The following is a 13,267-nucleotide window of genomic DNA, read 5'->3' on the forward strand; positions in this document are numbered from 1 at the left end:
ATTATAATTTTACGACTAGTCATTGAGGTTAGATAAAATTAATGACCGTATCTCATAGTACGATTCCCAATATCTCCGCAACGAACCGATGTATGCCCGCTTTGCAGTATCACGTTCATCGATTGCGATATTCAAATCAGTTACTGTCACTTTACCATATCTAAAGCGATCCATAACAAGCGTGTACCTTTCCTCGGTAACTGCTTCCGTTTTTCTAGATATTTCAATATTTTCCAATATTAAATTCATATTTTCTACAATATTATTGACCTCACTGATGATCGCGATTTCTTCCTGTTCAACAGTATATAGGTTTGTGTTTAGATTCGAATTTGCAATACTTATTTTCCCCTTGGTCCTGCCCCAGTCCAAGACGGGTATACTTACACCTATTGTAAGAGCCCGTTGACTATTCGGCCTTTTGTATAATAGAGGCAAGGTTTCCCCTATATTGCTATAGCCGAAAGAGGTAGTAAGATTTATCTTAAAGCGATCTCTCTTAGCCTGATCCAGATCTCTTTTTGCTTCTAATTGCCTAATTCTAAAAGTTGTAAACTCAGAACGATTCTTCCTGGCGTTTTCAACTGCCGTCTTTGGTGTAATATTCAATTTCGGCAAAATCTCAGGAAGTACCAGCCTGGAAACGTCAAGATCCTTATCACCTATAAAACTTTGTAGATTAAAGACAGATGTTCTTATTTTTACCTCTGCAAGCGCAAGAGCCTGCGTCGACTTCAAAAGCTGAATTTCAAGTTGCAGGATTTTATCTTTGGTCGTGGTACCAAATTTTATTTTCTGATTTTCTATCTCTAAAATTTCTTTCTGATTTTGAAGATTTTTCTTTGCTAAAGTATAATCACCCTGGGCATCGAGCACATCAAAGTAGAGCTTAGTTACGGTAAGTGAAAGTATCTCAACCTTCCTTACATATTCTTTTTCTGCTTCCTCTAGTTTAAGTGGCTCTATCTTTCTATCCCATTTAAAGCTATTGAAGGCAAACAATGGCTGGTTAAGACTTACTGTAAACGGATTACCAGAGTACTGCATTTCCTTACGGCTGAAATCATCGAAGCGGGTAAGGTTGCTGTTTACTGCCAATAGACCTCCGGTAAGCCCTATTTGCTGCGATAAACTTAGCCCGATGTTACTGTAATTTTGCTTCCTTGGTAAAAAAATAAGTGAGCCGTCCGGCTGTCTTACACCAAAAAAATCACTACTAAAATCTGCTATATTGCCAGAAAGGGATAATTGGGGTTTCAAAGTGGCTTTGTAACTTTCATAAAGATAATTTCTGTTTTCCTTTAGACTAGTAGCGATTTTCGCAGAAGTAGAATTATTTTTAGCCCTGGCGATCACCTCACCCAAAGTCTGGAGTTGTGCTATCGTGTCAGTGGATGACAAAAACATAATACCGAAGAGAGACAATATGAGAAGCGTATGTTTCATTTTAATATTTTTTTTCGGCCAGAGCTAATCAAAAGATAAGTCAATGGTATAAACCATAAGGTAAAGAAGGTACCAATTGTTAGCCCTCCAACGATAACATATGCAAGTGGCCGCTGTAATTCGTTGCCAATACCATCGCTAAAGAACACTGGGATTAAGGCTAAACTTGTAGTCAGTGAGACCATTAATAATGGTTTGAGACAGATTTTTCCTGCGTCCCTGATAGCCTTCAGCAGAATATCACCGCTATTCAAATTCGGATCTTGAGCATATTCACGGCGCAAACGATTTATTGTTTCGACCTTTAACGATGGGTCATCGACAATAATTCCAAAAACGACGATAAAACCAATCGCAGCCATTATATCAAAACTACCACCAGCCAACCACAGCACAAATACAGAACCAGAGAATCCTATCGGAATGGTGAGCATTACAATAAGCGGGTAAAGTAAATGCTCAAATTGGATCGCCAAAATTAGATATAACAATAACAGCGATATAGCCGCAATCATGAGCATTTCCATCATTAGTTTTCTACTTTTTGTTTTGCTTCCGGTAAACGAAGCTGAAAATCCTTTTTCCTTGGCTAGCATCGAAATATTTCTTTCAATCTGGGGATGATCTGCAGAGGACTCATATGATACGGAGAAATACTGACCTGAACGATCAGAAGAGATACTTTTCATTTGTTGATCATAGTGGTAGTCAATAAAAGTCCTTAATTGAAAAATAGCGCTGTCCCGACCTACGACAACATTTGAGAGTTTCTCCGCAATGTTTTGGTTATCTTCACTCAACTGAATTACCTCTTCTTCCCCAAAGGTTTTAAGTTTGGAAATTCTGTAGGCACCAAAAATGCTGTTTAGCTTATCCTTGATGGCCTCCCGGCTTACACCGTACCGTAATGCTTTTTCTGTATTAATGTTTATCTGAACCCCTGTCTCCTTATTAAAACCTGCATCTTTTTTAAAATTCGTGGGCAAGACCATGAACAAGGAATCTATTTTCTTCGACAGGGTCTCATCCGACATATTGACTAATTGCCGGAAGCGAACCTCCAGATAAGGCTCATTACTGTCAAAAATTTTTGTAAATGCGTTGGGCGCATTTTCAATCTGGAAAGTGGCTGTCGGAAATTGAACCGCTAAAAATTTTGAAATTTTTCGGTTAACCTCTGATTTGACTTTTGCATTCTCTGTTTTGAAGTATACTTGAGAATTTTGAATTGTTCCACTTTCTCTGGAAAGGATGAACTGGTCAATTCCAATGTCTGCCTCCCAGCTGGCGGGGTAAGTCTGAATGATACTGGTGAGGAGTTCGGTTCGCCGGCGGTTTTCCTCCACATCTATCGGATCTTTCCAATCTATCTTTATAATTGATTCGGTTGAAGAAAGAGTAGGAAGTGTTTCGACTCTGATATTCCTCGCCAGAAAGAAACCCATTGGCATCACCAAAAAAGCAAGCATCAAAAATAGTCGCCTGTGGGCAAATACCTTATCCATCATTGTGGTGTAGCGTTTTAATATACCCTTGTAAAGAATAGTATCGTCTTTTAGTCTCTCAACCGGAGTTTTCATGAAAACTTTATACAAGACAGGATTCAGGCAAAAAGCCACTAACAACGATACTCCTAGTGAAATGGTGAGTGCAATTGCCTGATCGAAGATCAGGGAACCCGCTAAACCATTTAGAAAGATTAATGGTGCGTATATCGCCACTGTTGTCAGGACGTTTCCGATCACGGGACTCATAACTTCATTCACTCCCTGAATACAACTCTCATCAATACTTAAACCTAATTTTCTTTTTCTCGTAATACTTTCCAATACCACTATAGAATTGTCAATCAGCATACCTACCCCTAGAGTAAGTCCAGATAGAGAGATAATATTGAACGATATCCCAAAAAGATAAAAAAAAATTGCCGTGATAATAAGTGATATCGGAATGCTTATTCCCATTAGAATTGGTGATTGATAATTCCCCAAAAAGAGAAAGAGCAATAACAAGCAAAAGAAACCTCCATAGATAAGATCCTGATTGAGGTTGCCAATACCTTCTTCAAGTAAAAAATTTTGGTCCTGGGTAAGATAGAAACTAACATTGGGGTAATCCAGACTAAACTGCGCCATAGCGTCCTTAATCTTAGGCTCAAGCCTGTTCATCCTAGCTGCAGGGTGTTTATGGATTGTTATCACTAGCCCCACCAAACCATTGTAAACGTGATAGCCTTGCGCCTGTTTTACTTCCTTCTCTACATCTGCTAATTTACCAAGTGGTACATGACTGCCATCACGAATTCTTAGCGGCAGGCTGAGAATCTGTTCTCTAGTTCCAAATTCTTGATTGATCCTTACATGAAAAATGTATTGCCCGTCCTTAACCGACAAAGAGCCCAGATCTTTATTGTTTTCCCGGATTGCATTTGCTATGGAAAGTTCATTAAGACCTACGGCTTGAAGTGCTTTTTTCTTGGGTACAATAGTAAGTGCGGACTGCTGCCTTCCATTGATATCAACCATTGATACACCCTCTATTTGCTCCAGGCGTTTTTTGATTACCCTTTCGGTAAGTTCAGAAATCTGATTGTAATTCTCTCCCGGTTTCGGGATTACCTGCAACCTAACTATGGGAACATCACTGGTGCTCAACTTGATAACCTCAGGCCGTTCCATATCATCTGGAAGAGAAGATATTAATCTATCTAGCTTCTCATTCACCTGAACATTTGCCAGGTCCATCCGAGTTTTATAGGCGAATTTAAGTGTTAATGTCGCAGCATTATTAGTTGACTGACATTGAATATCTTCAACATAATCTACTGTTGATAAGGAGTTCCGCAGGAGTGAGGTTACATCCCTCTCAATCTCTTCTGCCGATGCGTTCGGATAACGAACTTTCACCACAATTTCAGGAATACTTATGTCTGGCAGCAACGAAACGGGAACATGAAAAAACAAAAAAACACCAAATACCATCATGACCAGGCATGTGAGCATCACTCCGATAGGCCTGGTTAACAAATATCTTACCATAGCTACTTAATCTCTTCTACCCTGGTATCATGGGAAAGCTGAAGATTATTGGAAATGATTACTTTCTGATTTTGAGCCAACCCGTCCAATATTTCGACATAATTTCCATTCTCTCGACCCATTACCACATAACTCCATTTAGCTAAACCCTTATCCATTGTGAATACGACACCTCTGCTGTTCTTGAAGAGAATAGCATCCTTTGGCACAAGCAAAACATGTTTGACAGGAATAGATATATTCACGGTGACATGCATCCCCGGTAAAAGAGATTGTCCATCATTTACAACTGCGAGTTTAATTGATACCATCCCTGATTCATCAACTAAGGGATTTATACCGGAAACCCTAGCTTGATAATCCTTATCGCTTGCAATCGGCCGGATAACCCCAAGTTGACCGACCTTGACAGAGGCTACATCAGATTCAAGGATTTTGGTTTCTACAGTTAACTCATTATGGGAGTATATGGTAAACAGCTCATCGCCATTTCTAATGTACATTCCGTTTTGAATTTTTACATCTGCAATTGTTCCGGAAATTGGTGCTCTGACTACTGCATTTTTCCTTATATCAAACAATGACCTTAACTCAATTTCAGCAGCACTAAGTCCGGCATCAACTTTGAGCTTTCTATAAACGGTATCTCTGATTCCCTTACTTTTGCCCTTCAATAAACTTTCCTGGCTTAAAATGTCGCTCTCAAAAGCCATTCGGCTGGTGAATATTGAATTTTTTATTTTTTCTATCTGTAGATCAACTGATTTGAGATCATAGCTTAACAATTGACTTCCCTGTGTTACTACTGAATTGTTCGAAAGATTACAGGTTATTAACCTCCCAGTGACTTCAGCAATGACTTTCAACTGCCTGTCAGCGCGAATTTTACCGGAAGTCTCGATCTGATAATCGAGATCCCTATATATGCACTTATAAGTTTTTACCCTTGGTAATTTTGCCTTAAGGTTGAGTGTAACGGTTTTTTTCTGAACGTGCGCAGTCGTTGGTCTGCACGCATTGAGCGATAGCAAACCGAGTATTAGTATCGGAAAAGTCTTCACCTTTAATGAGTATAAAACTAAGTATTTAATGATTTTTTTGGTGTAAGCTGCACTTGCTGCTTTCGGGGTAAAACCAAGCCGCAGAATAATATTGCTGTCATTCCGATTATCAACTGTTTATGCAGCTCAATGTCTATAAAGAAATTAGAACAACCACAGTCATCTCCAGTCTTGATGTAAAGGAACAGATTATACAGGGTATAAAATGAAAAAGTGGCCAAAGCAAAATATATAGATGATTTTTTCTCCGAGCGGAGGAGTAGAAAAAGCCCGTTTATAGCTGTCAATATTGGCATGGCGAATGAAAGCACTCCAACCAGAAATGGTGGAAAGAAATCTGTCATTCCTACCTTTACAAGAAAGGTCTGCCTGAACTTTAAATGATACATAGTCAATAAAAAAAAGAGTGTTGTGAGTGTAAGGATTATAATAGATCTGTATCGCATAGTTTTTTTTTAAAAAAAAATGTTTAAACTTTTATCATTGAATATTTTACAAGAGCCAAATCTTCATAAAGAACATAGATGGACTGGCCAATAACGGCTATACTTGTAGCTTCCTGACCGTCATCCAGTTTGGGAATATAGAAACTGCCTTGATACTTTCCGGATTGCGCAAGATCATAATAATCAACCACATAACTATTATCATCAGTTATCTTATTTAAAAGATAGAGGTTGTTTTTAGATAATGCAGATGAGGGGAAAAAAGTTGTGCTGGGCGATATTTCCAGATGCGAGGTACCCGGTGCTATTGTTTTATAAGCTGCTATCGGAACCGGTGTTTTGTCAATTGTTTTATTAAATGATATTTTTTTTGGGTCGCTTCGTTGAAAGCTAAGAAAAGTGCCTGCATAAGAACAGCTATAAACAATAAATTTACTATTAGGGTTGGAAAGAAAGTTGCCATCTAGGGCCATTTCAGGGAACTTTATGGGATTTTTAAGGCCTATGAGACCATAAATTGATTGTTTGAAAAGACTCTTGTTTTCGGTTGAATCAATAACCTGGAATAAGAGATCACTTACCTTATCTAGTGGATTTGTGTACATATAAGTGTTCTCTGACAAATGAATAGCCCTATAGATCAAAGTTCCATTTACAAAACGGTAGTTGTAGAGAAGTGAATCCTTGTTATTGCTATTGAATTGATATTTTTTTAGAGATCGATGGCCAAAATCGTATAAAGTGAGCTTCTTATCTGCATATTCATATGACATGATTCCATTATTTTCGTTTGGTCCATCCCCCGCTGTTCCAAAAGTAAATGCCGTATCCAGTTTACTATTAAAAAAGAATAATTTTGACGCTTTATAATCTAAACCGACTAATTGATCTCCGAAAGCCTTAATCTCTATCAGCTGTCCTAGATCAAAATCAACCTGCTGAAGCTGTTTTAAATTATAATTGATATTTCTATAAAAATCAAATTTGTATTTCGATTTCTTGCCAGTAAAGCTGACATGCGTTTCGCCTGTAGGTTTATTATCCTTGCTGCGACCGCAGGAACACGCGATACAGATAATAAATAAATATATGAAAGAGTTAATCCTGATCATTTGTTTAAGTTTGGTTATCAACTAAGCTGATAATTTGTTATTGATAAAACCGACCACCCGAGCCGGTTAGTTTTATTAAGGAGCTGATGCAATTAGCGCTCCCGTAGCTACAAATATGGTCTCGCCAACTTTAAATGAACAATACACCTTGGTAGTAGCATCGCATTTTAGAGTCGTTTCAGCCGTTGAAGTAAATGCTGAAAGTCCTATTATAACCCCAGCGGAAAGGGCAACCTTGCCTGCCACTGATCTGATTGTTTTATTAAATCTTTTTTTTATGTTTTCCATGAGAGATTAGCTTGGTTTATTGCCAGAAGCATTGTAAGGAATTCCGTTTACTTCACCTTTGCATATGGTGTTATTTTTACCATCACATAATGTGATAGTCTCACCAGCGCCTGTCTCGGCATAGATATTTACGCTGAAGCAAACTGCTACTGCAACCAGGTAAAATTTGATTAATTTGTTTTTCATATCTTTTAAATTAAGGTACAACTACGGTTAAAGCGCCTGTGCTGTAAAACTGACCTCCATCGATCAGCATGGCACACCGATTGGAATTTGACTTGTCACAGGTTGCTGTATATTCAGTTGTAGCTGTAAAAGAATAAAGCATCAATGTCAGTAAAACGATTAACGAACTGGCTCCTATTTTTGATGCCAGTTTAAGGATTGTTGATTTCATAATTGGTTATTTTAAAGTGTAAAACCCTGGGTGGTCGGTCAATTTAAAATTACATTATCCCTGACATTAAAGATGCTCTTATCTTACACATTTTGCTCTAATAGGCGACATGGTAAAAAAGAAAACCGGAAGTATAAAAAATGTTACCACGATTACCGATAAAGCTCCACCAATTGAACCTATTGCGAATGAATACCAAAATACTTGGGCATCTTTATCAAAAAGATAAGGTAGCAAACTAGTCAGTAGACCAGAGACTGATAATAATATTGTCTTACCCCTACGTAGCAAAATATGGGTAAATATTTTATTGGGATCGAGGGTATGTCTAGCTAAAGCTAGGTTAAAATCTTTAATAATCATGATATTGATACTAATAGAGATTGCGATCACTAAGATAAATGCTCCATACCCTCCTTGATCGAACGGTAAATCTGTTAATCCAAAAATCAAAAAAACACCAATACATGACAGTGGCGAAATGACAACCAACAAAAATGATTGTTTTAAATTTTCAAAAATGATACTGCCGATTATAAAATTCGCGATAAATATTATGATGATCAGTTCTGCAAAGGAGAATTTGATAGAATCTGATTGTGAAAAATCACGACTGTCACTATTAATAGTGTATCCTGTTGGCATTTTGTCTCTGATAGCCTTTATTTTCTTTTCAATATACTTATCGCCGAAACGTTTAGCTCCTAAATAATTTAATGAAATGACTTGTATATACTCTTTATTTTCTTTTTCGATCAAACTAGTGGAGCCAACAGTATCCAGCCTTCCAACATCTCCTATTTTGGTTGATTGCTTATCACTAAGCTGTGCATTTGTATTCATCAGATTCCAGCTCGAGAAGCTTGTAGACCTCTCTTCCATCAACACAACAGGTACAGCCCGCCCATGGATGTTGATGATGGTACTAAAGCGCTCCTGATCTGTCAATTCTAATATCGTGTTATACAACTTTTGTGCAGAAACGCTCAACAGTTGTGCATCATGAGAGTTGATAGTCAATTCGTAAGAACGGTTAAATATACCCTTGGCTCCATCATTATCGATCATCACATTCTTAAGCTTTTTAAATTTTTGAAGACTCCTGACAACCATTTTTGCCTCTTTGTTAAGATTCGCGTAGTTATACCCTTTCAGTTGAATAGAAAAATTTGGCATGTTTTCCAGATTACTATTTTCAAATCCTGTGCCGATCCCATAAATTTTCCAGTCAACACCGCTTAGGTCGAGGATTTTTGCGGAATAAAATGCTTTTAATTGGTTGGGAAATTCATTTTCGGTGGCCCAGCTATTAAAAGTTATTTCCATCGTCGCTAGTGTAGAATTGACATGTGTAGTGAAAGTAATTCCCTTAACCGACCTGAGGTCATCTTCAAAACCAATCATTATAGAATTGAGTTCCTCTAATGTAGTACCATATCTCGGTTTTGCCCGTATGTACAAATGGGCTTCCCCAGTATCCGATAACGAACTCTCTTCATATGTTCTTTCCTTGAATCTCCACAACGCTCCGCCTAGAACTGTATTCAATTTTGGTAGGATATCAGATTGAAATGTTTCACTTCCTAGGGTCTCATTGTAAACACTATTATTTTCTAAATTGTCGGGAAGTAAGAATAAGGGCAGTCCAAACGAAAGTATAAGAAAAATGGTTAAGATGCCTTTATGTTTAGCTAACAGTTCAATTAATTTGAAATACCTAAAAAAGTATCTTCGAAAAGGATCTGAAGGTATCCTATTTTTGTCATCTTGCCTGTTGCCATATTTCTTAGTAAGATAGATATGTAGAGCTGGTGTAAAGTAATAATTGGTGAAAACCGAACAAATAATAAATATAATTATAGCCGAAATCAGTTCGTTTATATTATTTCGGTCAGATTCTGGAAGGAGAAACAATAAACCTAAAGAAACTATTATTGATACTGCTGCGCCAACTATCCCCATGATCATCCTAGGTGTGAATTTTCTATTGCAGTAATCCACAACTATAATTGCATGATCCGTAATTAAACCAAAAGCTATCGAAATTCCTGCCAGGCTGTAGAGATTAATATTTAGACCAATTGCCCATATGACAATGATTGCGAGCGCAAAATTCGCAATAATCGTAATAAATACATTGAGGGAATGTTTCCAACTCCTATAGGCAAAAAAAATAAAGATTAGCAACACAAGAACAGTTATAAGCGCCCTCTGTTTGGTAATACCTATTTCTTTTCCCAAAAGTTCAGACTCATCGGAACTCATTACCAATCTGCAGTCACCAGGAATGTACTTACTTAATTTTGCAATAGCGATTTTTGCCGTTGTAGCTAGACTTAAACGGTTTGCATTTGCCTGTGCGAAGATCTCCAGTTTTAGTGCATTTTTTCCATTTACACGAAAAAAAGAGTTGGCCCTGTTTTCCTGAAAATAAATTTTTGCAATATCACTTATCTTACAATTGCTATTGCCGATTTTCATTTCTCTTATCTTTTCCAGATCTAAACTTTTATTTTTAGACTTAACATACGCGGCATTGCCATATAACTCCACCTTTCCTGGCTGGAACTCTTCAGTTGACTGTTGCAGAGATTTGAGAATATCGATAGATCCAAGCTGGTAACCAGTCATTTTTCTTTGATTAAATTCTATAATCAGCACCATGGGATTATCACCATAAAGTTCGACAGCGCTCACACCTGAAACCGTATTTAATTCCTTTTTAATGATCAATTCACAGTGTTCACGTATTTGAGAACTGGGCATGTCACTGAACAGGTCATATGTAAGAACAGGTTTAGATGCAGCATTTGCAAGCTTGTTCGGATCGCTGCTGACAATCGGAAAGGAGACGTCCTTTGGCAGTTTGCTTCTTATTCTTCTTAGCAACGAAATAACCTCAAACCTTTTCATCGCCATATCTACTCCCTGATGAAAAGTTAACGATACAATCCCGTGACCACTGTTAGACTGAGAGGTTATTCTTTTCAGGTCTTTCATCTGTGAAAATAGATTTTCCAGCATAGCAGTCCCTTTATTTTCGGTTTCCTCCGGAGATGCACCGGGAACCGTAAAACTAACTATGAGATTCTGTCCCTTGACCTCATTTGAAATATTGAGGTTTAGCCGAAAAACACAAAAGCAAGAAAGCAAAATGATGGCAAAAAAAAATATGATGGTCCTAAATGGACGACTGTCAGTATGAGCGTTTTTCATCAAGAATTTTAATTATGGAGTTGAGTTTCTCATTGAGCGTAAAAAAATCTTCTCCGGTTATATTTTCAGAGCCGCTTTTTTCCTCTAAAAGATTATTCTCGGAAAGCACTAGAAGTATAAGTTTCTGGATACTGATCTGATAAACTTCCGAAATCAAAAATAATTTGGAGTGCGGAACCTCTCCTATATCATTCTCCCATTTATTGTAGGTCGATCTGCTGATAAAAAGGAGGTCAGCAACCTGTTGCTGGCTAAGATTACGTTTAGTCCTTAATACTAAAAGGACATTTCTCATGGAGATGTTCATCTATTTAAATTTATCTGGTCCAGTACTCTTTGGGCTTCTTCCCGGATGACATCTACCTGATAAGATTGTACTTTGATCGGCATATTTAATATTTGCCGCGCTATAGTGATAGCTTCCGTTGAATCATGATTTAAAAAATAAGCACGCATCAGGTCTTTCCGATAGGTAAACTTATTAGGAATCCAAGCACTCAGGAAACGGAGATCTGATATCGCGCTGGAGTACTGTTTCATCTTCATCTTTATCTGTGAAGACTTATATAAAATCCGGGCTTTTGGACCATCAAGCGACGCCTTTTCTAATAGCTCGATTGATTGTTGTTGACGTTTTTCGGTCAACATCAATAACTCAGCATAATCTGTCAGGAAATTAGGTTCATCATGCAGTTTTTGATATAGTATTTGATATTTCTGATCGATAGCAGCAAAACTCACCTTCTCATCAGTATACTGTTTTTTAATACTGCCCCATTCAAAAACTGCTACAGATTTTGGGAACGTTACCCATAAAAGGTAAGCCAGCAATGAAAATACGGCAACAGTAATCCCCCTAAAAAGATTAGGGGAAAAATTAAGATACCAAGCCGAAAGCTTCCAGTCCGATGTACAGACTAATGAAATTACACATGTTATAAATATTACTATAATAAGATTTGTGTGCAGGGGGTAAGAAGTTAATGAGCAGATTAGTATTGCAGCTACTGTTAATTTAAGATTTAGTCGGTCTTTGAAAGTGTTCACTCCTCTACTTTTTAATAAAAGGAGTAAAAAAACAATCACTAAGAAAAAACCGATGAAACCTAATTCCTTGAAAAAATTAATATACTCATTGAAAGCCAGAAAATTCTCACCAGCATTTAAAATTTCCCGCTCATCGGCAATCGGGCTTCCGGCCAAATACTTAGCTTGCCAATAAGGAAAACTCTTCCCGAATTCACCAAGACCAAGCCCGTTCAAAAAATTGGCATCCCAATTTACAAATGAAATTTTCCAAATTAACAAACGACCAGACACCGACATTTTTTTTGCTGAATATAAATTATGACATAAAATAAAAACAACAGTTGTTGCAAATAGCACGCTCGTTAGCGCTAAAAATCTATAGGCTATAAAAAACCTTTTAATCTTTAAAGCGTAGCTATGCCAAAGCATCAGAATGCAGATAATCAAGAATGCCAATACTGCAGTCCTTGCTTTTGTCATTAAAACCACCGTAAGGATAAAAGCAGAAACTATGATACAGAAGGTTACTTGGATAATAACACGGGAGCCTTGCGAAATCGAGAATTTTCTAACAAAACCATCAAAAATATAGAGGGTGTTAGGGAAACATATAACTAGAAATGAAGAGTAAATACCCGAATTCATCATCGTTCCGTATAACCGTTGGGACATGCTATCCTGGTCTAGCGTTAATATCTGATATATACCAACTACCAACTGAATAATAAAACAAAGGTTAATTAACTTTAGCATAAACCTTAGCTCCAGCTTCGAAAAATTACAGCTGAAAAGACCAGTTAAGAGAAGGAGCAAAATACTAAGAGTATTAACCGCATGTTCATTACTGGATTTCAGCCCCAAAATGTAGATGATTATCGGTAGGAGTATTATAGGAATTATAAATTTCCATTTTTGGGAGCTCAATTGCCTCTGCCCCTGATTCGATGCAAAAAAAATTAAACCGGATACACAACAAAATAAGAGGACATAATAGTGGTCATTTATTTCAATCTCATAATTGAAGGAAAACTGATAGCTAAACATAAAGTAAAGCAGAGCGATTGGCAATATTGCACGATGCAAAAGTGTGAGCGTTAATTTCATTTTTTTGGTTAGAAGATATTTCCCGTACCTGGGACAAATAATTAATAAATCGTTTTAGTAATGACAACACAGCTTAGCAAATGAACTTATTTACATAGGCTAGCTATGTAATTCGAGCATCATTTGAAAA

General features: G+C 37.3%; 11 protein-coding genes. All 11 read right to left on the minus strand.

What is annotated here, in order from left to right:
- Nucleotides 1–15: 15 nt before the first annotated feature.
- Entirely contained in the window at nucleotides 16–1,446 is a 1,431-nt protein-coding gene (locus QF042_RS18405; protein WP_307531088.1) for a TolC family protein, read from the minus strand.
- Complete coding sequence (locus QF042_RS18410; RefSeq protein WP_307531090.1) at nucleotides 1,443–4,484, minus strand: efflux RND transporter permease subunit; 3,042 nt, start codon at nucleotides 4,482–4,484, stop codon at nucleotides 1,443–1,445. Before QF042_RS18410 ends, QF042_RS18405 begins: the two co-directional genes overlap by 4 nt.
- 2 nt (nucleotides 4,485–4,486) lie before the next feature.
- Complete coding sequence (locus tag QF042_RS18415; RefSeq protein ID WP_307531092.1) at nucleotides 4,487–5,545, minus strand: efflux RND transporter periplasmic adaptor subunit; 1,059 nt, start codon at nucleotides 5,543–5,545, stop codon at nucleotides 4,487–4,489.
- 17 nt (nucleotides 5,546–5,562) lie between these two features.
- Nucleotides 5,563–5,991, minus strand: coding sequence for a MauE/DoxX family redox-associated membrane protein (locus QF042_RS26375; protein WP_373459082.1), 429 nt, complete (start codon nucleotides 5,989–5,991; stop codon nucleotides 5,563–5,565).
- A 23-nt stretch (nucleotides 5,992–6,014) separates the two neighbouring features.
- Complete coding sequence (locus QF042_RS18420) at nucleotides 6,015–7,103, minus strand: hypothetical protein (protein ID WP_307531095.1); 1,089 nt, start codon at nucleotides 7,101–7,103, stop codon at nucleotides 6,015–6,017.
- Nucleotides 7,104–7,178: 75 nt separating this feature from the next.
- Entirely contained in the window at nucleotides 7,179–7,391 is a 213-nt protein-coding gene (locus QF042_RS18425; protein WP_307531097.1) for a hypothetical protein, read from the minus strand.
- A gap of 6 nt (nucleotides 7,392–7,397) precedes the next feature.
- Entirely contained in the window at nucleotides 7,398–7,577 is a 180-nt protein-coding gene (locus tag QF042_RS18430) for a hypothetical protein (RefSeq protein ID WP_307531099.1), read from the minus strand.
- A gap of 10 nt (nucleotides 7,578–7,587) precedes the next feature.
- Nucleotides 7,588–7,788, minus strand: coding sequence for a hypothetical protein (locus QF042_RS18435; protein WP_307531101.1), 201 nt, complete (start codon nucleotides 7,786–7,788; stop codon nucleotides 7,588–7,590).
- 78 nt (nucleotides 7,789–7,866) lie between these two features.
- Nucleotides 7,867–11,004: an efflux RND transporter permease subunit gene (locus QF042_RS18440; RefSeq protein WP_307531103.1), complete on the minus strand. Its 3,138-nt coding sequence runs from the start codon at nucleotides 11,002–11,004 to the stop codon at nucleotides 7,867–7,869.
- Nucleotides 10,985–11,299, minus strand: a complete 315-nt coding sequence (locus QF042_RS18445) for a helix-turn-helix transcriptional regulator (protein ID WP_307531105.1) — start codon at nucleotides 11,297–11,299, stop codon at nucleotides 10,985–10,987. Before QF042_RS18445 ends, QF042_RS18440 begins: the two co-directional genes overlap by 20 nt.
- 8 nt (nucleotides 11,300–11,307) lie before the next feature.
- A complete protein-coding gene (locus QF042_RS18450) occupies nucleotides 11,308–13,137 on the minus strand; it encodes an O-antigen ligase family protein (protein ID WP_307531107.1) in 1,830 nt (609 codons plus the stop codon).
- Nucleotides 13,138–13,267: the final 130 nt, after the last annotated feature.

The sequence above is a fragment of the Pedobacter sp. W3I1 genome (genome assembly GCF_030816015.1).
Lineage (GTDB): Bacteria > Bacteroidota > Bacteroidia > Sphingobacteriales > Sphingobacteriaceae > Pedobacter.

Coding starts and splice junctions, on each gene's coding strand:
- QF042_RS18405 (WP_307531088.1), bottom strand. CDS start 1,446: ATGAAACATACGCTTCTCATATTGTCTCTCTTCGGTATTATGTTTTTG.
- QF042_RS18410 (WP_307531090.1), bottom strand. CDS start 4,484: ATGGTAAGATATTTGTTAACCAGGCCTATCGGAGTGATGCTCACATGC.
- QF042_RS26375 (WP_373459082.1), bottom strand. CDS start 5,991: ATGCGATACAGATCTATTATAATCCTTACACTCACAACACTCTTTTTT.
- QF042_RS18420 (WP_307531095.1), bottom strand. CDS start 7,103: ATGATCAGGATTAACTCTTTCATATATTTATTTATTATCTGTATCGCG.
- QF042_RS18425 (WP_307531097.1), bottom strand. CDS start 7,391: ATGGAAAACATAAAAAAAAGATTTAATAAAACAATCAGATCAGTGGCA.
- QF042_RS18430 (WP_307531099.1), bottom strand. CDS start 7,577: ATGAAAAACAAATTAATCAAATTTTACCTGGTTGCAGTAGCAGTTTGC.
- QF042_RS18435 (WP_307531101.1), bottom strand. CDS start 7,788: ATGAAATCAACAATCCTTAAACTGGCATCAAAAATAGGAGCCAGTTCG.
- QF042_RS18440 (WP_307531103.1), bottom strand. CDS start 11,004: ATGAAAAACGCTCATACTGACAGTCGTCCATTTAGGACCATCATATTT.
- QF042_RS18445 (WP_307531105.1), bottom strand. CDS start 11,299: ATGAGAAATGTCCTTTTAGTATTAAGGACTAAACGTAATCTTAGCCAG.
- QF042_RS18450 (WP_307531107.1), bottom strand. CDS start 13,137: ATGAAATTAACGCTCACACTTTTGCATCGTGCAATATTGCCAATCGCT.